The sequence below is a fragment of the Microcoleus anatoxicus genome, assembly GCF_042465725.1.
GTDB classification, from domain to species: Bacteria; Cyanobacteriota; Cyanobacteriia; order Cyanobacteriales; family Microcoleaceae; genus Microcoleus; species Microcoleus anatoxicus.
In genome coordinates this window covers 333811-355884 of the sequence record NZ_CP120853.1, presented here as the reverse complement: position 1 = coordinate 355884, position 22074 = coordinate 333811, and the positions used below count along the sequence as shown (strand labels likewise).

The 22074-nt window shown below is 45.0% G+C and carries 22 protein-coding genes and 2 pseudogenes; 11 read left to right on the top strand and 13 right to left on the bottom strand.

From position 1 onward, the window contains the following. Nucleotides 1–718 precede the first annotated feature (718 nt). Nucleotides 719–2008 (bottom strand): glucose-1-phosphate adenylyltransferase, encoded by a 1290-nt coding sequence (locus P2A85_RS01575; RefSeq protein ID WP_377477172.1) that lies wholly within the window; start codon nucleotides 2006–2008, stop codon nucleotides 719–721. A gap of 240 nt (nucleotides 2009–2248) precedes the next feature. Between P2A85_RS01575 and P2A85_RS01570 the strand changes: the two genes are divergently transcribed. Beyond that, a complete protein-coding gene (locus P2A85_RS01570) occupies nucleotides 2249–3724 on the top strand; it encodes a glycoside hydrolase family 13 protein (RefSeq protein ID WP_377477171.1) in 1476 nt (491 codons plus the stop codon). Between the two features lie 91 nt (nucleotides 3725–3815). Here the strand turns inward: P2A85_RS01570 and P2A85_RS01565 are convergent, their stop codons facing one another. After that, nucleotides 3816–4256, bottom strand: coding sequence for a DUF2358 domain-containing protein (locus tag P2A85_RS01565; RefSeq protein ID WP_377481225.1), 441 nt, complete (start codon nucleotides 4254–4256; stop codon nucleotides 3816–3818). Nucleotides 4257–4345: 89 nt separating this feature from the next. On the opposite strand from P2A85_RS01565, the gene P2A85_RS01560 reads away from it, so the two are divergent. Continuing rightward, entirely contained in the window at nucleotides 4346–4780 is a 435-nt protein-coding gene (locus P2A85_RS01560; RefSeq protein WP_371116724.1) for a hypothetical protein, read from the top strand. Between the two features lie 50 nt (nucleotides 4781–4830). On the opposite strand, the gene P2A85_RS01555 is transcribed toward P2A85_RS01560, so the two are convergent. The 7 genes from P2A85_RS01555 to gor all read right to left on the bottom strand — a co-directional run bounded on the left by P2A85_RS01555 (nucleotide 4831) and on the right by gor (nucleotide 11093). Beyond that, on the bottom strand, nucleotides 4831–6165 hold the full coding sequence (locus tag P2A85_RS01555) for a histidinol-phosphate transaminase (protein WP_377477169.1): 1335 nt from the start codon (nucleotides 6163–6165) through the stop codon (nucleotides 4831–4833). Nucleotides 6166–6230: 65 nt separating this feature from the next. Then, nucleotides 6231–6938: an ROK family protein gene (locus P2A85_RS01550; RefSeq protein ID WP_377477168.1), complete on the bottom strand. Its 708-nt coding sequence runs from the start codon at nucleotides 6936–6938 to the stop codon at nucleotides 6231–6233. Between the two features lie 32 nt (nucleotides 6939–6970). Further along, nucleotides 6971–7660 (bottom strand): YqiA/YcfP family alpha/beta fold hydrolase, encoded by a 690-nt coding sequence (locus P2A85_RS01545; protein ID WP_377477167.1) that lies wholly within the window; start codon nucleotides 7658–7660, stop codon nucleotides 6971–6973. A 106-nt stretch (nucleotides 7661–7766) separates the two neighbouring features. Then, nucleotides 7767–8252, bottom strand: a complete 486-nt coding sequence (locus tag P2A85_RS01540) for a Spy/CpxP family protein refolding chaperone (RefSeq protein WP_377477166.1) — start codon at nucleotides 8250–8252, stop codon at nucleotides 7767–7769. A gap of 19 nt (nucleotides 8253–8271) precedes the next feature. Continuing rightward, nucleotides 8272–8709: a hypothetical protein gene (locus P2A85_RS01535; protein ID WP_377477165.1), complete on the bottom strand. Its 438-nt coding sequence runs from the start codon at nucleotides 8707–8709 to the stop codon at nucleotides 8272–8274. Next, on the bottom strand, nucleotides 8706–9296 hold the full coding sequence (locus P2A85_RS01530; RefSeq protein WP_377481222.1) for a sigma-70 family RNA polymerase sigma factor: 591 nt from the start codon (nucleotides 9294–9296) through the stop codon (nucleotides 8706–8708). Before P2A85_RS01530 ends, P2A85_RS01535 begins: the two co-directional genes overlap by 4 nt. A 453-nt stretch (nucleotides 9297–9749) precedes the next feature. Further along, nucleotides 9750–11093: a glutathione-disulfide reductase gene (gor, locus tag P2A85_RS01525; RefSeq protein ID WP_377477164.1), complete on the bottom strand. Its 1344-nt coding sequence runs from the start codon at nucleotides 11091–11093 to the stop codon at nucleotides 9750–9752. Nucleotides 11094–11390: 297 nt separating this feature from the next. On the opposite strand from gor, the gene P2A85_RS01520 reads away from it, so the two are divergent. From P2A85_RS01520 to P2A85_RS01505, 4 genes are all read left to right on the top strand, one after another. Next, nucleotides 11391–11564 carry a hypothetical protein gene (locus P2A85_RS01520; RefSeq protein ID WP_377477163.1) on the top strand — a complete coding sequence of 58 codons (174 nt, stop codon included), beginning with the start codon at nucleotides 11391–11393 and terminating at the stop codon, nucleotides 11562–11564. 28 nt (nucleotides 11565–11592) lie between these two features. Continuing rightward, on the top strand, nucleotides 11593–12456 hold the full coding sequence (locus P2A85_RS01515) for a hypothetical protein (protein WP_377477162.1): 864 nt from the start codon (nucleotides 11593–11595) through the stop codon (nucleotides 12454–12456). Between the two features lie 70 nt (nucleotides 12457–12526). Continuing rightward, a complete protein-coding gene (locus tag P2A85_RS01510; RefSeq protein WP_341739031.1) occupies nucleotides 12527–13249 on the top strand; it encodes a Uma2 family endonuclease in 723 nt (240 codons plus the stop codon). A gap of 355 nt (nucleotides 13250–13604) precedes the next feature. Next, entirely contained in the window at nucleotides 13605–14369 is a 765-nt protein-coding gene (locus tag P2A85_RS01505; RefSeq protein ID WP_377477161.1) for an ABC transporter ATP-binding protein, read from the top strand. Nucleotides 14370–15065: 696 nt separating this feature from the next. On the opposite strand, the gene P2A85_RS01500 is transcribed toward P2A85_RS01505, so the two are convergent. The 3 genes from P2A85_RS01500 to P2A85_RS01490 form a co-directional block, all read right to left on the bottom strand. Next, entirely contained in the window at nucleotides 15066–15446 is a 381-nt protein-coding gene (locus tag P2A85_RS01500) for a hypothetical protein (protein ID WP_377477160.1), read from the bottom strand. A 50-nt stretch (nucleotides 15447–15496) separates the two neighbouring features. Next, nucleotides 15497–16171 carry a lysophospholipid acyltransferase family protein gene (locus P2A85_RS01495; RefSeq protein ID WP_377477159.1) on the bottom strand — a complete coding sequence of 225 codons (675 nt, stop codon included), beginning with the start codon at nucleotides 16169–16171 and terminating at the stop codon, nucleotides 15497–15499. A gap of 277 nt (nucleotides 16172–16448) precedes the next feature. Next, nucleotides 16449–16886, bottom strand: coding sequence for a nucleoside deaminase (locus P2A85_RS01490; protein WP_340519433.1), 438 nt, complete (start codon nucleotides 16884–16886; stop codon nucleotides 16449–16451). A 299-nt stretch (nucleotides 16887–17185) separates the two neighbouring features. Here P2A85_RS01490 and P2A85_RS01485 point away from each other — a divergent pair, with 299 nt between their 5' ends. Both P2A85_RS01485 and menB read left to right on the top strand, forming a co-directional pair. Further along, nucleotides 17186–17782 (top strand): TerB family tellurite resistance protein, encoded by a 597-nt coding sequence (locus P2A85_RS01485; RefSeq protein ID WP_340549968.1) that lies wholly within the window; start codon nucleotides 17186–17188, stop codon nucleotides 17780–17782. Nucleotides 17783–17882: 100 nt separating this feature from the next. Next, nucleotides 17883–18716, top strand: coding sequence for a 1,4-dihydroxy-2-naphthoyl-CoA synthase (menB, locus tag P2A85_RS01480; protein WP_377477158.1), 834 nt, complete (start codon nucleotides 17883–17885; stop codon nucleotides 18714–18716). A gap of 122 nt (nucleotides 18717–18838) precedes the next feature. On the opposite strand, the gene P2A85_RS01475 is transcribed toward menB, so the two are convergent. Next, entirely contained in the window at nucleotides 18839–19129 is a 291-nt protein-coding gene (locus P2A85_RS01475; protein WP_377477157.1) for a hypothetical protein, read from the bottom strand. A gap of 513 nt (nucleotides 19130–19642) precedes the next feature. On the opposite strand from P2A85_RS01475, the pseudogene P2A85_RS01470 reads away from it, so the two are divergent. The 3 genes and pseudogenes from P2A85_RS01470 to P2A85_RS01460 all read left to right on the top strand — a co-directional run. Continuing rightward, nucleotides 19643–20051, top strand: a pseudogene (locus P2A85_RS01470) (RNA-guided endonuclease TnpB family protein); the annotation flags it as partial. Nucleotides 20052–20054: 3 nt separating this feature from the next. Beyond that, nucleotides 20055–20581 (top strand): annotated as a pseudogene (locus P2A85_RS01465) (IS200/IS605 family accessory protein TnpB-related protein); the annotation flags it as partial. Nucleotides 20582–20761: 180 nt separating this feature from the next. Then, the gene (locus tag P2A85_RS01460; protein ID WP_377477156.1) at nucleotides 20762–21991 is read left to right on the top strand and encodes a hypothetical protein; all 1230 of its coding nucleotides are present in this window, start codon (nucleotides 20762–20764) and stop codon (nucleotides 21989–21991) included. Nucleotides 21992–22074: the final 83 nt, after the last annotated feature.

The window sequence follows — 22074 nt, the reverse complement described above, 5'->3', positions numbered from 1 at the left end:
AAAGCTGTTTGTCTAAAGGAGTATTCTGATTTTGTCGCTACTCTTCATATCAATAAAATGTTGTCTTTGTCAAGGGTTAGTAGCCAGATTTTTTATGGCTTATAGATAGATTTAATTCAACAGCAAACTGCACATTTATGGAGTTTTTTGTTAACTAGAACACACACTTTCCAAAAAATTAAGATAGGATGGGATTTCAATAAATTATTCACACTACCAGGGTGACAAGATGATTAACTATTTGCTGGGCTGGCCTTGTGGCTGCTGCGACGATTGGAAGGATCTTTCCGAGAACTCGATTGTACTCAGAAGCGGGCAGCATATTTGTCAGTCTTGCTACGATCGCAAACTCCAGACTCAGAAGCTAGCGGCCAGACGCAAGAGAGCGAAGATTTCTGTATCAGATCAGACTGTTTTACAGACTTTGCCTCATTAATGGGCGATCGCCACAGAAGTTAGCAAGTAGGTTAGCAAAATTCGAGGGGCGATGGAGAGCGATAGTCAACAGCGATTTTCCACCGGGGTAATTATATAGAGCGATCATTAGTCATTAGTCATTGCTCATCGATCGGTGTTAATTATTCATTAATTCACAATCATTTATCATCAGTTACTAATCGGGTATGCCACAGATTGAAAATTCAATAACAAACTACTGAGAACTAATGAATAACCGATCGTGAGTAAGGGCGAATGACTAATAACTAATAACTAATAACTAAATGATAGTTCCATCGGGAATCGTGGCATTTTTCAGCACTACTACAATGCCACTGCGGATGTAAAAACCTTCGCTTTCGCGATTGGCTTCTTCCACTCGGTCTTTATTAATGATTTGAACATTGCGGCCGATGCGTGCATTTTTATCCACAATCGCGCGGCGAATTGTGGTATCTGCACCGATGCCGAGGGCAACGCCACTGTTTTCCAATGCTGAATGGCGTTCGGCATCGGGTTCGTAGAAATCAGAACCCATGACGAGGGTGTCTTGAATTGTACATCCAGCTTCAATGCGCGATCGAACTCCCAACACAGAATGGTCGATCCGGCACTGTTTGAGAATACACCCTTCAGCAATAATGGATTCAGTCACCGTAGCATCTAACAACTTAGTCGGTGGCAAGAAACGCGGGCGAGTGTAAATTGGAGCATTTTCATCGTAGAAACTGAAAGGAGGCTTAGGCTGTTTGGTTAGCGCCAAATTAGCATCATAAAAAGCCTCTATGGTTCCAATATCTTCCCAGTAATCGTCAAATAAATAAGCTTGAACGTTATGGTCTTTTGCCGATGCCGGAATAATCTCTTTACCAAAATCAGTTTGGTTTAAGGATTCTTTAAGAAGTTTAATCAGAACCTCTTTTTTGAAAACATAAATCCCCATCGAAGCAATGTAAGGACTTTCCTTGGCTTGTTCTGATGTCAGTCCCAGTGTAGTGGTATCGACCTGCATTTGTTTGAGCGCATCGCCTTTTGGCTTTTCGCTAAAAGAAACAACCCGACCATTTTGGTCAATTTTCATCAAACCAAAATCCGACGCCCGCTTCTCATCCATGGGCAAAACCGAGAGGGTAATGTCAGCATTGGTTTCGCGGTGTCTCTCCACAAATTTGCGGTAGTCCATGCGATAGAGATGGTCGCCGGAAAGAATCAAGTATTCGTCAACGTCCCACTCTTGTAGCAGCCAGAGATACTGGCGAACTGCATCGGCTGTCCCTTGAAACCAGTCAGGGTTTTCCTGAGTTTGCTGGGCTGCGAGTACCTCGGCAAATCCGTCTGTGAAGCCGGAAAATTGGTAGGTACGAGCAATGTGGCGGTTCAGGGATGCCGAGTTGAATTGGGTAAGGACGTAGATTTTGAGTATTTCTGAGTTGATGCAATTGCTGACTGGAATATCGATGAGGCGATATTTGCCGGCAAGGGGAACCGCGGGTTTGGCGCGCAGTTTGGTTAGGGGGTAAAGGCGGGTGCCTACACCGCCACCGAGAATGATGGCTAATACTCTTTTCAAGGAACTTCCTCCAGGGGGCCGATGAACTCTCCAAGTCCAGTGTCTGATGGTGAGGACTTCTTGACAAGGGGGAAACTTTGGATTTTGGATTTTAGATTTTAGATTGGGGATTTTTGAGTTTAAATACTTATCACTAAATTGAATATATCTTCAAAAAGATCTTGTATTTTCTACCAAAAGTTAGATACCTCAGCAACCTCTGCTACATTAGCCTAAGCCATAGCAAGCTAGGAAAACTGTATGCAGATTCAAACGCCAGACTGGGTTAAACACGCCGTATTCTACCAAATATTCCCCGATCGCTTCGCCAAAAGCAAACAGCCCCGCCAACGCCTGCTACAAAACTTCATGTGGGAGGAGTGGCACGAAATCCCGACCCTGCAAGGCTACAAAGGTGGCGACTTGTGGGGCGTGATGGAACAGCTAGACTACTTGCAAGATTTAGGGATTAACGCCATTTACTTTACGCCGATTTTTCAATCGGCGAGCAATCACCGCTATCACACTCACGACTACTATCAAGTCGATCCGATGTTGGGCGGTAATCAGGCTTTTAAAGATCTTCTAGATGCTGCTCACGCCCACAACATCAAAATCGTCCTCGACGGCGTATTTAATCACGCCAGCCGCGGCTTTTTCTTCTTCCACGACATCCTCGAAAACGGCTCCCATTCTCCCTGGTTGGATTGGTTTAAAATTGAAGGCTGGCCGCTAGCTCCCTACGATGGCAATTATCCGGCTAATTACGCCGGTTGGGATGGGAATCGAGCGCTACCTGTATTCAATCACGACAATCCAGAAGTCCGGGAATATATCATGGAAATAGCCGAATACTGGATTAAATTCGGCATTGACGGCTGGCGGCTAGATGTTCCTTTTGAAATTAAAGCGCCAGGATTTTGGCAGGAATTTCGAGACCGAGTAAAGGCGATTAATCCCGAAGCTTACATTGTGGGCGAAGTCTGGGAAGATGCGAGGGAATGGCTCGACGGTACCCAATTTGATGGGGTGATGAATTATCTGTTTGCTGGTCCGACTATTGCTTTTACAGCGGGCGATCGAGTAGATTTAGCTCAAATTGAAGGTCGTGCTTACCGTCCCTATCCCCCACTTTTTGCTCAGGAGTACGGCGAAAAAATTCAGCACGTTTTAGAGTTGTATCCTTGGCCGATTCAGCTCACTCAACTCAATTTGTTAGCCAGTCACGACACCGCCCGGTTATTGTCCATTACCGGAGGCGACCAAAAAAGTGTTGAACTTGCTACCTTGTTGCTGTTAACTTTTCCCGGAGCTCCCAGCATTTATTACGGCGATGAAGTTGGTTTACCTGGTGCTCTCGACCCAGATTCCCGTCGCGGTTTTCCTATCAAATCTGATTGGAAACTCGATGTTTTAGATTACCACAAGCAATTGATAGCTTTGCGACAAAAATACTGTGCTCTCCGCACCGGAGGGTATGAAATTTTGTTTGCTCAGGGAACAGTTTATGTTTTTGCTAGAATCTTGGGGGATGAAGAAATCGTGGTTGCGGTCAATGTTGCCACAGAATCTGCACATATTAGCTTTGAGATGCAGGTCACAGATCCCGGCCGAAGTTTCAAATATGCTCACCCGAAAGTGCTGTTTGGTCAAGGTGAGTTTGTTTGGAAAGAGGAAGGGGAAACTCGGTATTTAGAATTGAGTCTGCCGGCGCGATCGGGCTTGATTTTAGGTTAAGCTAATTTAGCAAGCAGTGGCTAAATTAGTCTGGGACGCAACCATCTTAAGAATAGGGCAACCATCGGGGTTGCCCCTAAAAATGTTACCCTTAATTGATTGCTTCTGGCTTGCGGAAAAATTGCTTTAAAATCTCTCCGGGCGATCGGTCCCAAGTATCAATATGTTCGTAAATTAAGCCATCTTCATCCAGCTTGTAAGTAGAATAGCCGTTGAAAAAAATCCGTGCCTTCCAGGGAACCCGCAATACCCCGCGAACAGTCCAATTTGCCAAAATAGTATCCGAGGCTGTTTGGGTCACGTCGTGGAGGTCGAAGCAAATTTCGGTGAAAAATAGTTGACCGTGAAATCGCAGAGTCCAAAAGATTATTCGGTAGTTGATTTTTCCTTTAAATTTGTTAACCGGGTCTTGAAAATAAACATCTTTTGTGTAGATGTCGTAGGAGATGTCTGTCTCAAAAAGGGTCGGGAGATCCGCTTTGAGTGTGTCTAGGGCTTGCGCTACCTGCTTTTGATATTCGATCGAACTCAAGATATCACCTTTTAACACGAACTTACTTCACCTTTATAATTTTATTGTCCACACTGGCATTGCCATCTCACCACCCAAATAGAGATTTGATGGATTACCCCCACTCCTCGGACATCATCGCAGAACTCAGCAGTGGCAAACTGTTGCTGGTAGATAGCCGTCGCCGGAACGGTCTAATTTTAATTAAACGTTTCCACGCGGAGTTTGCAGGGCCAGGGGCGGCCGTCGGGGGTGCTTTTGATGTTGACTCTCAGCAAGCAATTCCCGTAGGCGACTTTTGTTTGGTTTACCCTGAATCTCCCGAAGCAAGACAGAAAGCGTTTGGGATTCGGCGTCACTGGGTGCGGTTGACGGAACAGTTAACTGCTAAGCCGGAAGCTTTGGAACGCGCCCAAATGCTTTTAACTCAGTTTGAACAGTATTTTGATATCCAAACAGTGGCACAAATTCCCGATCGAGCTTTGGCTCTTTTAATCGGTGTCTTCCCCCACACAATTCGTCAGGCACGACAGAGCGATCGTTAACAATGGTATGATTAATTTTGGTCATCTCATACCATTTCTTAAGGTTTTTGTCAAGTCAATATCTGGGAAAGGCGATCGCAAGTTCGCTGATTTTCCTGGGGGCTACCTACCGTAATTCGCAAACCTCCCCCAGTATGGCGAATTAATGTTCCTTCAGCTTTTAGTTGCTCCATGATTTGTTTGTGTTGTTGTTCTGCTAGATTACGATTGTCGGCTTTCACCCGCAGGTAGACAAAGTTAGCTGCACTAGGCCAAATTTGCAATTGTTGATGCTGAGCGATCGCTGCAATTAACTTAGCTCGTTCTGATGTAGTTTCAGGGATTACTGCTAACAATAATTGGCGCTGGGCTAGGGCAAATTCTGCTGCTAATTGGGAGAAAGCTGGGAGGTTGTAAGGAAGGCGGATTTTTTCTAAGGCGGCGGTGAGTTCGGGATTGGCGATCGCATATCCGACTCTCATTGATGCCAATCTAAATGCTTTGGAAAATGTTCGCAAAATTATCCAATTCGGATGTTCTTGTAATTTTCCAGCTAAGGTGTTTTGGCTGAATTCAAAATAGGCTTCGTCAATTACTACTAAAATATCTTCGGGCAAAGTTGACAGCCATTCTATTTCATTGGTTGTCAAAGCATTGGCGGTGGGGGAATTGGGATGAACGACAAAGACGACGCGCACGGGGGGATTTTCGGTTTTGGCGTTAGCGCAGCCCTCGGAGAGGATCGCCCTTTTAGCCTCCTCGATATCCATTTCAAAAGTATCTGGTTTTCGCGAAACACTGAGAACGGGAATTCCGAGGGTTTGGGCGATGATTCCATACATCGAAAATGTGGGATTGGCAACCAGAATTGAGCCAACCGCTCCCAAGCACGTCGCAATTAAGAGCGATCGAATTAATTCATCGGAACCGTTGCCGACAGAAATATTCTCGGCTGTGATGGCAGTTTTTGGAGGTAGAACCCCCCCTAGCCCCCCCTTAGCAAGGGGGGGGACATGAAGCCCCCCCTTAGCAAGGGGGGGGACATGAAGCCCCCCCTTAGCAAGGGGGGGGACATGAAGCCCCCCCTTAGCAAGGGGGGGGACATGAAGCCCCCCCTTAGCAAGGGGGGGGACATGAATAGATTCAGCGATCGATTCGTTGACGTATTGGGCGATCGCCTCTTTCAGTGCTGCGTGGCCACCATCGGGATAGCGATTTGTCTCAATTAGCTGCTGATAATTCCAAGCTAACTTTTGTTTTAATTCCGCTGGTAAGTCGTAGGGACATTCGTTGGTATCTAGGCGATCGATCGCACTTTCCGAGTGTGCTGATTCTCCTGACGCTGCACCCGGATGGGGAGTGTATGCCGTAAGTTGGGCTAAGTCTTTTCGGATAAAAGGTAGCATGGTATGATTTGCTAATGACTAATGACTACTGACTAATGACTACTGACTAATGACTACTGACTATTTTAATCGCGCCACAAAGCAATTCCGCCTAACAAACCAGTCACATTTGGCACAATTTTTACCCGATCTGGCAATTCAAAAACAATTTTTTTAGTATTACCACCACCCAGGTATAAGTAATCCAAACTAAACAGATTTTGCATGGAGACTATCGCCTTTTCCAGACGGCGATTCCATCTTTTCGTGCCGACTGTATCTAAAGCAAAACGTCCTAATTGCTGTTCGTAAGTTTCCCCTTTCCGAAATGGGTGGTGTCCGAGTTCCAAATTAGGGACTAAAGTACCATTAACAAATAAAGAAGAACCGAAACCTGTCCCCAGAGTCACTACTAACTCTACTCCGCTACCAGCAATTGCTCCCAATCCTTGAATGTCGGCATCATTAGCCACTCGTACTGGTTTCCCTAACCGATCTTTGAGAGTAGTTGCTAGGTCAAAATCGATCCAAGAGGGGTCTAAATTGACGGCGGTTTTAGTGATCCCGCGACGCACGACTCCGGGGAAACCAACGGATACTCTGTCAAATTCCCCTTGTCCCCCAGCTAAGGAGGCTATGGCTTCTAGTATCGGTTCCGGTTTTGGTGGTTGAGGGGTTTCTAAGCGACTGCGTTCCGTTTGGGGTTGGCCTTCCTCGTCCAAAACCATCACTTTGATACCGCTGCCGCCAATGTCAACGGCTAAGGTGCGAGTCGATCGATCTTCTTGAGTCATTGGAGTGTTGAGAGTTGCAAATTAATCAAATTTTAGTTGAATTGGCAAAAATTTTGAATCGCTTCCCACATTTCTGCTAGAAAATTTCCCAAGGAATGGTCGTCTTCTAGTTCGATTAATTGCACCCAGGGACGGTTAGCGGCAAAATTTCTGCTAGCCTGAATCGGTATGATTGTATCATGCAGACCGTGGATAATTAACGTAGGCACTGACCGTATTAATTTTTCTTCATGGTATTGAGCCATATCTTCCACAAATTGATAATTCAGTGGCAGATAACGCTGTTCGCCGTAGTGGTATACGGGTAAATATTTCTCTGACTGCCATTTTTGTAACTGTTCCTGTCCCAATCGGGGCAGCCAGTGGGAGAGAAAGTCAAAAGCCGGTGCTAACAAAACTATTTGTTTTACCGATAGTTGTCGTTGGGCCAACCAAGCTGCTGTCAGCCCGCCAAAACTAGAACCAATGATGGTGACTTCACTAACATTTTTGATATTTTCTGCCACTGGCCCAAGTGTTTGGGGCGACAAAAATGCTGTTTCTATTTGGTGTAATTGCCTGGTGAGGGTGAGATTGGAAAAATCTTGGTGATTGAGATCGGGAGTTTTCAGGTCAATTGCTAGGGAAGAAAAGCGATCGCGGAAATATTTTGCCTTTAGGGAATCGGGACTGGAAGCAAATCCGTGTAAATAAATGTAACTCGAATTGTTGTGGAGATTCATTCAGCAGTTTTTGTTAAATTTAACAATAAATATGAATTATAACACCAAAAACCAAGACTTATTTAAGAAGTCTTGGTTCTCAGAAACCTAGATTTTAATGGGAGTATTATTGGGGTTTTGCGCCGTTTTGCATCCTGTTTTTAGCTGTTTCGCGGCGCTGCTTCATCAATTCAGCTAATTGGGTGCGCTGTGCTGGCGTGAGGATGTCTCGCATTGCCAGCATACTTTCAAATCTCACATCATCCAACTGCTTTTTTAATCCGCTTATTTGGGTGTTTTTATCGCGGATCTGGCTAGCACTAGCAGTGCCACTCATCATTGTTTGCAATTCTTGTCTGGCTTGACGCACAGCTTGCATTCGCTGGGAAATTTGGTCTTTATAGCGATCGCGAACAGCCTGCATTTTCTGTTTTTGGTCGGCAGTTAAATTAAGCTTGTCGAACATCCCACCTTCCTTACCACCAGTTCGATTTGGTCGCTGATTTTGGGCAATAGTTTCTGCGGGTAGGGGATTGGGAACTGCGATGGCGACGGTGGCGCTACCGAGGGTCAGCATTAACAGGGCTAGGGTAGAAATACGACGCATTGACATGAAAATTACCTCTTTAAGATTAGTTATTTGTGGGCTGTTCGCTGTCAGCAGGAATCTGAAAATTCAACCAGTCTATTTGTGAGCTATCACTCATATTATCCGTGCGATAATCATGCAACACATCTTCCCAATTATTTACTAGAAAGGCTTCTAGGTGTGCACCTTCATCTGGGTTAAATTGTGCGGGGAATAGCAGACGATAGCCAGACCCAAAAAGTATCAGCATCCCGGCCATTGCTCCAGGAAAAACCCACTGGGAGAAACCGGGAACAATTGACCTATTTTTAGATACAATTGAACTGACTTTTTTCCGGTAAATTGGCTTTTTTTCTGTCTGCTCATTCCTGTCTATTGTTGCTAACAGCTTTAACTCTAAATCGGGCGCAGCTTCTGGACAATTTGGGCGATGTTGCTTCAAGAAATTAACTAACTTTTGGTCGCTGCTTGGGTTATTCATAGCTCGCTGACACCTTCTTTTTGCAAAAATTGCCGCACAGCATTTCGGGCATAAAACACGCGAGATTTGACAGTTCCTGCCGGTAGTCCCAAAATTTGGGCTACTTCTTTTTGGGGGATGTCTTCTAAGTCATGTAGCACCAAAACGCTGCGGTGTTCAAAGCTCAATTGCTGTAATCCCCGCTGCACTAAATCTTGATAGTGCAACTGCATCAATTCTGAAGTATGTTCTTTGACAACAACTAAATTGATTTCTGCTTGTTTTTTGAGTTTGGCATCAAAAGAATGTTGTTTAGCAAAAGCTTGTCTTTGGTCAGAAGCTACATTCCAAGTGATTCGATAAAGCCAAGTAGAAAAGTTCTCTTGGTGTTTGAGTTTGGGTAATCCTTTCCAGACTCGCAGGAATACTTCTTGCGTTAAGTCGTCAAGCAGGGATGGCCCGCAGAGTTGGTAAAGGGTTGACCTGACTTTGTGTTGATAGCGTTGGTAAAGGTGGCGAAAGCAGGTACGATCGCCCTTTAAGCATTCAGCAACTAAGTCTGAGTCGGAACAGTTATCGATTAAAACATTGGCTGACACACCTAACACCTGTGAAGTATCCCTCACCAGTTCGTTATCTGAGGGGTTTAGACAGGACAGGTTCAAAAAAGGTTCAAAGGATTTAAAATTAATTTTTTTAACTGATATAACTGGTTCCCAGGCTCTGCCTGGGAACCGATATCTAGAGGCTCTGCCTCCCTGGGGAAACAGGAGGCAGAGCCTCCGGATCTGCGTTACCAGGCAGAGCCTGGTAACGAGGAAACTGGTAAGCTGGTTCCCAGGCAGAGCCTGGGAACCGATATCTAGAGGCTCTGCCTCCCTGGGGAAACAGGAGGCAGAGCCTCCGGATCTGCGTTACCAGGCAGAGCCTGGTAACGAGGAAACTGGTAAGCTGGTTCCCAGGCAGAGCCTGGGAACCGATATCTAGAGGCTCTGCCTCCCTGGGGAAACAGGAGGCAGAGCCTGGTAACGAGTAATTTGCGGGCAGTCCCGATTTAAGATTTATCGCAGAGTCACGAACTCTTCAGCCGTCGATGGATGAATGCCAATAGTAGCATCGAATTCTTTCTTGGTAGCTCCCATATTAACCGCGATCGCCATTCCTTGAATAATCTCGCCAGCATCTTTCCCCACCATGTGCACGCCCAAAACTCTGTCAGTATTAGTCTCAACAACTAACTTGACAAAAGTTTTCTCATCTGCACCAGTCAAAGCATGAAACATCGGTCTAAACTTGGCTGTATAACACTTGATTGATTCGGGAAACTTGACTCTAGCTTCCTCTTCTGTTAAGCCCACTGTCGCCGCTTCCGGCTGGGAAAATACGGCCGATGCCACGTTTTCGTGACTAATGGATCTGGGGTTATTCCCAAATTCAGTATCGGCAAAAGCACGTCCTTCGGCGATCGCAATTGGGGTTAAATTAATCCGGTTAGTACAGTCTCCCACTGCAAAAATGTGTGGCTGACTGGTGCGGCTGTCTTTGGTAACTGCGATCGCACCTTTTTCTGTTTCTACTCCCGCATTTTCTAAACCCAATTTTTCTAAATTGGGTAAACGCCCGGTAGCGCACAAAACTGCATCTACTGTCAGGGTTTCTTCCGATTTTCCTGACAGGGTTAATTTTAAGCCTTCGGTTGTTTTTTCAATTTTGGCGATCGAGCTTTCTGTCAAAAATTCAATGCCATGCTTAACCATGCCTTCTTGCACGTTGGCGCGAATTTCTTCATCGAAGTAGTGCAGAATGCGATCGCGCCGGATGATTTGAGTTACTTGACTTCCCAAACCGTTCATGATGCAGGCAAATTCAACGCCGATGTAGCCGCCGCCCCAAATAGCCAAGCGTTTTGGCTGCTCTTGTAGTAAAAAGATTTCGCGGGAAGTAATTGCGTGTTCGATACCGGGAATATCAATTCTGTGGGCTTCTCCGCCGACAGCGATTAAGATTTTAGCAGCGGTGTATTTTTTGTCACCAACTTCGACGGTGTGAGGGTCAATAAATTTGGCGTATCCTGAAATTAATTCAACTCCGGCTTTTTCCAGAAAGCTAATGTGCAGTTTGCTGAGTCGTCGCACTTCTGTGTCTACGGTAGTGACCAGTTTTTCCCAGTCGAAGCTGCTTTCTACAGGACTCCAACCGTAGCCGATCGCATCTTCATAAAGGTGCGAAAATGTTGAGGCATAAACCATCAGTTTTTTCGGCACGCAGCCACGAATTACGCAGGTTCCCCCTACTAAGTCATTTTCGGCGATCGCCACTTTTGCCCCGTAGGATGCCGCCCGCTTGGAACTCGCCAATCCACCGGAACCCGCACCTATCACAAACAAGTCGTAATCGTATGTCATAATTGTCGCTAGTTTATTATCTCAATTTTACCAATTTTCCGCTAGTCCGGCAGGGACTTAAGTCCCTGCCTCAAAGGTAAAGTCCTCTAAAGAGGACTGATAAGTTTTTTAGTTTTATGCGAAAGTTGTCGGTTGAGAACTAATAAGTTCTTTAGATTTTTCCAGAAAAGCAAGTCTGGGGTACGCAGGATGCCTACCCCAGATAAATTATTAGAGATATTTTTTAGTCCTCTTTAGAGGACTTTCGCTTTGAGGCAGGGGTTTGAACCCCTGCCGGACTGTGGGTGTAACGAGAAGTTGAAGTGGCAAACCATCGCCAATCAGTATCTCGCCGAAGTTCAAGAAATTCTCTTGGACTCAAAAGACTTGCGGGATATCTGCGAGTTTAACGCAATTTTTGACACCAATCCCACTGGAATTACCCTACAGTTGTTTGAGCTTCACAAATCATTGAGAATTGCTATATTATAGAAATCAATTTATTTGTCTGGCTAGCTTTATGATTGATTGGCTTGTGGTCTGGGGGGTAACGCAAGGAGTCGGCATTCTCGTCAAACCCATCTTAGAAGAGTTGGCAGTAAACGGCGCGAAGGATTTAGTAAAAGATTTTTTCAAAGATTCCCTAAAAAACGTCATGTTTGGCGAAAAAGATCCGCGACAAGTCGCAGGGGGGAAAGCCCTCAAAAAGTTTTTGGAGTTAGTGCAACAGCAGTTAAAAATCAGCGGACTTTCCGAAGACCAGATTAAGCTGTATATTAAAGATGTTAAAAAGTTTATCGGCAACAAATCAGTTAAGGAAATTTTGGGTAAGGCCTTTGAGAGCGATCGCGAATCCCTCGATGCAGAACTTCTCGAACAAACCTGGACTCAACTAGATTTAGCTGCTTTACCCGCCAAATTTAAGTGGCAAACCATCGCCAATCAGTATCTCGCCGAAGTTCAAGAAATTCTCTTGGACTCAAAAGACTTGCGGGATATCTTGAATGCTCAAAATCTGGACAGCATTCAGAAAAACACTCAAGAAATTGCTGGGATAATCCCCGATTTTGATTTGAGGCAATATCAAGAGGCTTTGTGCGAACGTTACAGCAATCTGAATTTAAGCAGCGTCGATAGCAATACCTACGATTATCGCGAAAAGCTGAAAGTTTGGCAAATCTTTATTTTCCAAGATGTGCGCTTAATTTACGAGTCATTTCTGCCCCAAGCTTACGAAATTCCCAAGGAACATCAACGGCGGTTGTTAGAAAGCGATCGACTAGAGGCGATCGCACTTGAAAATTTAGAGAAATTCGGAGATTTCTCGTCACCCAACACAAAACTCGTAGAAACCCGGTTTCTCGCCCCCGCGCGTAAGTCTTGAAATAGTCCAAACTTTTGATAGCTCAGAAAATAGTATAATTAAACCTAGATAGTTCTCGGAGACAACCACTATGCAAGTCACGACCGAACAAATTATTTATCCATCCAGCGACGGTCAACCAATGGCAGAAAGCACAATTCAATACAAATTAATTGTCAAAATCAAAGAAGGCTGCGAATCGCTGTTCAAAAATGACCCAAACGTCTTTATAGCAGCCGATTTACTCTGGTATCCAGTTCAAGGTAGACCAGACATTTCTCAAGCACCGGATACAATGGTAATATTTGGTAGACCAAAGGGCGATCGGCCTTCCTATATGCAATTTCAAGAAGAGAATATTGCTCCCCAAGTCGTATTTGAGATTCGCTCTCATAACGATCGCCAAATCAAGATGTACAAAAAACTTGCGTTTTACAATCGCTATGGAGTCGAGGAATATTACCTTTACGATCCAGAAAACAACGATTTGAGTGGTTGGCAAAGAATTGAAGGAAACTTAGAAATAATTGAGCCGATGGAGGGCTGGATTAGTCCTAGATTGGGAGTAAGATTTGAGTTGGGCGAAGATGGGCTAGAAATTTATCGGCCAGATGGACAAAGGTTTCTTTCTTATGCGGAATTGGAGGAACAGGGTGAATTAAACCGCCAGCGTGCTGAACAAGAATCTCAAAGAGCCGAACAAGAAGCTCAAAGAGCTGAACAAGAATCTCAAAGAGCCGAACAAGAAGCTCAAAGAGCCGAACGTTTGGCCGCAAAATTGCGCGAATTGAACATAGATCCCGATCGCATTTAAGCCACAAATTGTTTAATAGAACTCTTGCAAAAATCCAAAGCACCCCACCCCAACCCGGACCTTACTAAGGTCCGGGAGCAAGATTGTTCTTGTTTCCCCCCTTAATAAGGGGGGACTAAGGGGGGTAAATTTGACTTTTGCAAGAGGTTTAATTTAGGACTTACTCACCAACACCAAAAAAAACCAGGTTTTTATCGTTTCCGCGCGCTCTAACGAATTATTACGTCAAAAAACCCGGTTTTTGACTACCCCTGCGTAAGTCCCGCAACCGTCCAAACATCGCCCTTCCACCCCCGAAAACCGCTCAGAAGTGTTAAGTTAGTAGTTAGTTGTGTCGATCGCACAGAAAAAAAAGATGCCTGAACTACAAACTGATACCTACCAAGAAGTCAACGAGGAAGTCCTCTCAAAACCAGTTATTGTCGGTCTCGAAGATATCACCAAAGTTTATGGGGTTGGGGACTTAGAAGTTCGCGCCTTAAACGGTGTCAGCTTGACGGTGAGACAGGGAGAATATTGTTCGATTATGGGTGCATCGGGTTCTGGTAAATCTACAGCTATGAATATTATCGGTTGTCTCGATCGACCTACGAGCGGCAGTTACTACCTAGACGGCGTAGATGTGGCCCAAATGCCCGAATCAGACTTGGCCGGAATTCGGAATTTAAAATTAGGTTTTGTCTTCCAGCAATTTCACCTGTTGTCTCAGTTAACAGCCTTAGAAAATGTGATGTTACCGATGGTTTATGCGGGTGTTCCCTCAGCGGAAAGACGGGAACGGGCTGTAGAGGCTTTAACTAAGGTAGGCTTGGAAAGTCGGCTGCAAAATAAACCCAATCAACTTTCAGGAGGACAGCAGCAACGAGTCGCGATCGCCCGCGCAATAGTCAATCGTCCTGTATTATTACTTGCAGATGAACCGACTGGTGCATTGGATACGAAAACTACTCAAGAAGTAATGGATATTTTTACAGAATTTAATGAAAGTGGCATGACAGTGGTGATGGTAACGCACGAACCGGAAGTGGCGCGCCAAACTCGGCGAGTTGTGTGGTTCCGCGATGGTAAAGTAATTCACAATAATCTCAACCCTGAAGAACTTTCCCACGCGGTATTTTAGATTGATATTTCTCTGGCGAGCTGGGTTTTATTTTATTTCGTTTAGTCATGGGTATTTTAGACAGTTGGTAGTTATTGGTGCTGCTTGTATAACAACCGCCAAGGTGGTTAAGGCATAACTTTGGGGTAAGGGCTCTCGCCTTCGGGCGGAAAATCCTTGAGTAAAACCCATAAATTATCTGCCGGAATGCGAGAGCCCCTACTGCCTTAATCGCCTTGGCGGTTGCTATATTATTATGTCTGTTTTATTGGCAAGCGCAGAAAAATTTGGCAAACGCGATCGTGGGTTTGGCGAATTATCCCTCCAAGATCGTATCTTAGTAGGTATTCCCCTTTTTGATCGGTCTAAAAAAATTAGACAAAATTGAGGTAAAAAGATAACATTTTTTTGCCAAATATTGAACAATATTTTAGAGTTTGTTGACCAATGACTGATGACCAATGACCAATGACTAATGACCAATGACCAATGACCAATGACTAATGACCAATGACCAATGACCAATGACTGATAACTAATGACCAATGACCAATGACCAATGACTGATGACCAATGACTGATGACCAATGACTGATGACCAATGACTGATGACCAATGACCAATGACCAATGACCAATGACCAATGACCAATGACCAATGACTAATGACTAATGACTAATGACTAATGACTAATGACCAATGACTAATGACTAATGACTAATGAAAAGCTGTGGGAAAAGCTGTCCAAACTCGATCGACAAAATCCCTAAGTTGCCTAGATGCAATCACCCCGTCCTTTTTTTGAGAATCCAGAGACTGCAACTGAGTCAATAGCGAAATGACTTCCGTATCTAAAGCAGCCCGAAACAAATTTAAAGGCCAAAGCAAATCCGCACCATCCCGCAAATCCAACAAACTGTATTCTGGGGAAAGGCGAGCGCCAAAATCCTGTTTTGATAAGAATACAACTAACATTAAAGGGCGCACCCAACAAACTTGACGCGCCTCAACCACCTGAATTACCTCGGAATGCAGACACGCATCTCCACACTCTAAACTGACAATTTGACCAGGCTTAAAGTTCAAACCAAAATCCATTGATTCTGACCTACCGAACATGATGAAAAATAACAATTAACAATTAACAATTAACAACTTTCATCAAGATTTTTGAGAGCCATTTCCAAATCAGCAGTCAACAATCGCGCCTCTTTTTTGGTGCTACCCGATTTAGCATAATCCATCACCGAAAGTGGAGAACCGATCGCAATTTTCACCTCAGAACCCCATCGAGGAACGCGAGGGCGGTAGCGAATACTCATCGGTACAATTTTTACCCCCAAACCGGGTGTACTCGACTCCGCTTGAATTGCCAAACGAGCCAATCCAGGCTTAATCGGGTGAACTTCACCATCCTGAAAAATCCCGCCTTCGGGAAAAATGACCAACATTTCCTTGGCAATGAGCAATTCTACGCCATAACGCAGACTGCTAATGGCGGGATGCCGGATATCCACAGCAAAACCTCCCAAATGCCTGATGAACCACCCTTGCAGTCCTTTCACTTCATCGGCTGTTACCATAAAGCGCAAATCTCGTCCAGTCACTTTTTGTCCTGTGGAATAGGGCATCATCAGGGCATCCCACCGGGAACGGTGCGTCGGTGCTAAGATTACAGGCCCGTCCTTGGGCAAGTTTTCCTGTCCTGCGATGTGTATCTTGCCAAAATAAGACGGCAGGACAACATAGTGACCTAACGGATACAGCAAGGAAGTTAACCAAGGAGAAACGCGAGATGTATTAGATGCTACCTTGGCAGGCATTGGTTTCACTTTTTGATGAGGTACTAGAATTAAGGGCAATGGTGGCTTTATGGCTCATACCAATTAAGCTGTTTTATGGAGTTTTCAAGTCTAAACATAAGTTGTTTAGTACATCTTGCGTCTTTTGAGCGGGACACTTTGGCTATTGGCATTTTGCCCATTGGGCGGACACTTAAGGATCTATTATTTCAGTTAATTAGCCCATTGACACTCCGGGCGCGTCAACGCGCAGGGATTCTTTATTCTACGAGCCAACTTGCTGTAAGATTTTTACATTTTAAATTTTCCTGCGGGATTCAAACCAAGACAGCAACTGCTGACGACAAACAGACTCCATAATTCCTCCGAGCACCTCTAGGCGATGACAAGAATAGGCACTATCTGGAATATTCCCCGCAGTCCGAATCGTACCAGTTTTTGGATCATCTGCTCCATAGACCAACAAACCGAGCCGAGCCTGTATAATAGCACCAGCGCACATGGGGCAAGGCTCCAGGGTGACATAAAGAGTGCATTGATGGAGATGCCAATCTTGCAAAACTTGCCCAGCCGCCCGCAGAGCCAAAATTTCTGCATGAGCTGTGGGATCGCAGTCTCGCTCTCGCCGATTTTGCGCTTGTGCAATCAACTTACCACTACCATCAACAATCACAGCACCGACGGGGACTTCACCGGCATCGCCAGCGGCCAGTGCAAGTTCCACAGCTCTACTCATCCACCCCCTGTGAATGGAATAATTACGATCGCCAATTAATAAAGGTTCTGTTTGGGAATTCACCGTATTGCAAAACAAGATTTCAATGTGAGAGTAATATTATACCTAGATAAATCAAAACACTTAAATACTGAAAATGCTTCAGACAACCCCAGTCATCGAATATTGGGTCAGGCACAAGTATCCTAGGGAATTAACTAAGCTTGGTTGGGAATTTTGGGGATAATTACGTAACTAGAAACACTTAAAATAAACAAAGTAAAGTTACAGCAAAACTCGATCGGGAATAATTGAAAATTATGGAAACCACTGTCATTAGCGCTGAAGTCATTGATTTGTTGTCCCGCATCAGCCGACAAAAGCTCCGTGAAGCAGATGTCACTGGGCTCATCGTATTCCTTGCCGCTCTGATTTCGATTCTCCGGGGAGTGATGATTATTGACAAGACCATCGCCATGGAAGAAGAAGAACGGTTGCAAAAAACTCTAAAAGTGTTTGCTAGCAGCGATCGCGATCGAGTAGAACTGATTCAGCGGATTGTCACTGGCATCTCAAAACAGCAAGTATATTTCAATCCCACAGAACTGCTAACCCTGACAGCATTGTTTTCCGATTCCGAAAAGCTGTTGCTCATCTGCTTCGGCTACGAAATGTCAGCAGCAGACGGACGCATCGACCTCCGGGAGCAAATGTACCTAACGGCCACGGGACAGCGACTGGGCATCGACCCCAGACATATTGCCACCATAGATGCTTTATTTACCAAAGAAGGAACTGTAGACCCCGAAGCTTTTGCCGAAGTCAAAGAACTACTGTCTCCGATCGAATTCCAGTCGCGGGAGCCCGTGTTTGCAGCTTCAGCAAAGCACTTGCTTTCTCTGTTAGAGCAGCAATAATTACCAGCATAGCGACTAAAATGTCAGCGTTGGCAGTTACCGGAGAAAGCAAATGGAATATAATTAAAAGTTTGAGTAATTAAAAGCGTCCTACGTACCTATGGAAATTGAATGGCAAAGCGTCAAAACCTACTCCGATATTATCTATCAAAAAACTAAAGGGATCGCCAAAATTACCATCAATCGACCCCACAAGCGCAATGCTTTTCGTCCCAAAACCGTCTCTGAACTGTGCGATGCCTTTATAGACGCGCGGGAAGACACCACAATCGGGGTGGTTCTGTTGACTGGTGCAGGGCCGCACACAGACGGAAAATACGCATTTTGTGCGGGTGGGGATCAAAGCGTGCGGGGTAAAGCCGGGTATGTAGATGAAGGTGGCATTCCCCGCTTAAACGTGCTGGAATTGCAAAAATTGATTAGATCGATGCCGAAGGTGGTAATTGCCCTAGTAGCAGGTTACGCGATCGGCGGTGGTCACGTTCTGCACTTAATTTGCGATTTAACCATCGCTGCGGAGAATGCAATTTTCGGACAAACTGGCCCAAAAGTCGGCAGTTTCGACGGAGGCTTCGGGGCTAGCTATCTCGCCAGAATTGTGGGACAAAAAAAAGCGCGAGAAATTTGGTTTTTGTGTCGCCAGTACAATGCACAGCAGGCCTTAGAAATGGGTTTAGTCAACTGTGTTGTCCCCGTAGAACAACTCGAAGCTGAAGGGATTCAGTGGGCTTCGGAAATTTTAGACAAAAGTCCGATCGCCATTCGCTGTCTCAAATCGGCATTTAATGCCGACTGCGACGGTCAAGCGGGGCTGCAAGAACTAGCAGGAAATGCGACTTTACTATATTACATGAGCGAAGAAGGAGCCGAGGGCAAACAAGCATTTTTAGAAAAACGAGAACCGGATTTTAGTCAGTATCCTTGGCTACCGTAATTCCAGAAAAAACAAGTTTTTTATTGACTGATGTCACAGATATTTCTGATTGACGATCCGTAGCTGGAATTAAATGAGTTCGATGGCGTTGCTACCAGTTTAGTTGTGCTGCTGCGAGCCAACTAAACTGAAACCGTGGGAACTGATTTTTCGGTGAATGTTGTACCTACTAACTGACAAGTGTGGCGATCGGCAGGAGTGAGGGCTGGCGAAGAAAAAGTAACCATCGGCTCCTGCCATAGTGAAAGTTCTTCGATATTCTCCCAAGCAGACCCAAATGGTGAAACCGCCAAAGAACAAGCTTTCCACTGACCTTGAACCGAAACGCTGAGCTGCTGACAAAGACCACCGCGTCTTCCTTCTGGCAAATAGTGGCGACAGTGACGGCAAGCTGAAGTTAAGGGAGTTTTCATAAAAGTTCTTGGGTTTCTCATTTTCATCTCTAATTCTCCTTTGTTGAGCTAGGAGGTCTTAGAGCATCCCAGCCCTTATGGTGTCTGCTGTTTAGCGATCCCCGAACCATAATTTAATTTTATAATTTATTTATAATTCTGTTATATATAGAAACAATAGATTTAGTAGTGCCTCATTTTAGATTTAAAAAAGCTGTAAAAAAGTTAATAAACCAACAGGGATCAAGATAAAGCACAAATGGGGAACAAAAAGTAGATTTTATAAATCACCACCGATACCATATTTTTGGTTTTCGTAATCTGTACGTTAGATTGCAGAAACAACTTAGACACCTAGTGAAAAAACCGGGGACATAGGCATCAAAATCAACAATTACCGAAACTTTCTATTTTATCGCCTCCTAGTTATTTGTCTGTAGTCTTATTGACCCCAAAATTGGGTTTCAAGCCTCGCCCTTCTAGGGCGACTTTTTGTGCTAGAATATTGCCGAGCAAGTTTTTCCACGTCAAACGATCGTTCTGGAATTTAAAGCCAAAGGAAAAACAACCCAATATACAGAAATAGATGAGGCGATTAGAACCGCTCAATTTGTCCGCAACAAGTGCATCCGTTACTGGATGGACAACAGAGGTGTTGGACAGAAAGAGCTTTATCGCTACAACACAGCGCTGAGGGTTGAATTTTCGTTTGTCAAAACTTTAAATTCCCATGCTTGTCAAGCCTCTGTCGAGCGGGCTTATAGTTCAATTGCTCGGTTCTACGACAATTGCCAACGACAAGTTCCCGGTCAAAAGGGCTATCCGCAGTTTAAAAAGAACTGTCGTTCTGTTGAGTATTGGCAAGTTAAGACTAAAAGAGACATGGGACTTAAACTTCTACCAAATAGATCAGATCAAGCGGGTGCGTCTGGTTAAACGTGCTGGTCGCCATCAAAAAGTCGATAATTACTTGCACTCTGCTAGTCGGTATATCATCAATGTTCTCGGCTCACAAAATATCGGGACGCTAGTAATTGGCAAAAATGCACAATGGAAAAACGAGCTTGATTTAGGAAGGAAAACTAATCAAAGCTTTGTAAACATTCCTCATGCTCGTAATTGAAATGTTGAAGTACAAAGCTGAATTGATGGGAATAAATGTAATAGAACAAGAAGAATCCTATACTTCCAAATCGAACTTCCTGAATTTAGATCCAATTCCTGTCTACGGGAATATTGGAACCTTCGATGTCACATTTAGTGGTCAGCGAATTAAGAGAGGATTGTATAGAACATCGTCGGGTCGATTGATTAACGCCGATGTTAACGGGTCTTATAATATATTGAGAAAAGCAATCCCAAATGCTTTTAGCGATGGGATAGGTCGTGGGCGTAGTTCAGCCGAGGCGGGTTAATCCGCTCAAAGTAAAAGTGAAGGGGGAGGGACTCAACGCCTCCCATGTCATGTCATAAATGCCTATACTTTTACCAGCTATCAATTCAGGAAATGGTTGGAGTATTTTGGGGTCAAGCTTGGAAAAATAACGGTAGCCGTTAACCCAGCGTACACTTCTCAAAGAAGAATCCTCACGCCTTTAGGCTGAGGAATGTCAAAACATTAAAATTAATTCAGAGGCGGCAGGAGTTTTACTAATGAGTAAGCGTTCTTCGGTGGAATCCCCAAATCATCAATCATCTTCAACCCCCATCAATCCTGCTTTACAAGCAGCCCTGGGGTGCTTGGATGTAAACCTGGAAACAGAACTGACAATATATAGACGACACAGGCGGCGAGCCGAACAGTGGGTGTCTCCATCCGTGCGTCCCGGTACCAAGACAGAAACAGCCAACCAACAGCCTGGTCAAAACCAGCCACCAACGGCTGCGGAGCCAACCCAGCAATCACTATCGATACCCCTATCCCTTGGCGGTAGCCCAGGTGAGAACCCAAGCACAACCACTAGGGGCGGGAGCCAACCTATAAAACAATTTATCAGTACCCCACCACCAAACAAATATCTCGAATCTAGCGAAAAACTGATCGAAAGTTTGGACTCACCAACAGCCGAGGCGACCGAGGAAAGAAGTTTAGCAGCCAGTCTGTTGACTCCCTTGGGACTAAGTTCAATGCTGCTGTTTTTGCTATCCTGTACAGCCTTGGGCTACGCAGTCTTTTACCCATCAAGTCTAGCTAAAATGGTAGGACTCAACCGTTTGGTGGGAAGCAACACACCCTCGGAGACCCAAAGTAGCGCTAGTAAAGTAACTGATACCGGAAGCAAGGAACTGCCAAAAGCTCCCAATCTGGTTTCCAAGGAATTTGTCGAGCTAGACTTAAGTACCCTGAGCAATGTCAAGCCCACCCCTAGCCCCATTGCTTCCCCCTCGCCCAAAGCCTCAATCCCGCCGACTCCAGCAGCAGTCAGCGACTCCAGCGGGGCTGTCCCCATCCCGACAGAAGACGGCAACCCACCAACAATTAGGGAAAAAGGACTGAACAATCTCAGTACAGCGTTGCTTCCGAGTCCGACTAATGTGGCACAAACAGTCCCAACATTGCCAACACTGCCTCCAACGCCTTCCCCATTGGCCTCGAATTCAGCAACTCCTGCGGCTGCATCCCGTGCTGTGCCATCGGCAGCCCCCGCAGCCACACTGGGAAGCCCTGCACGGGCTAGCGACGGTTTTTATTACGTGGTTGTCGATTACACCGATGCCAAGTCCCTAGAACAAGCCAGAATTGTAGTGCCCGATGCCTACGTGCGGAAATTTTCAAAGGGTGTCAAGATCCAAATGGGAGCGTTGAACGATGTGGCGTCAGCACAACTTTTGGTGAAAGAGCTGCAAGCAAAAGGGGTGAAGCCGCAATACTATCAGCCTTAAATTAGTCAGGGGGAATTAAAAATTTAAAAATTAAAAGAGAGCATAATTTAAAAGTTTTCATGTTTAATTTTTAGTTATTAATT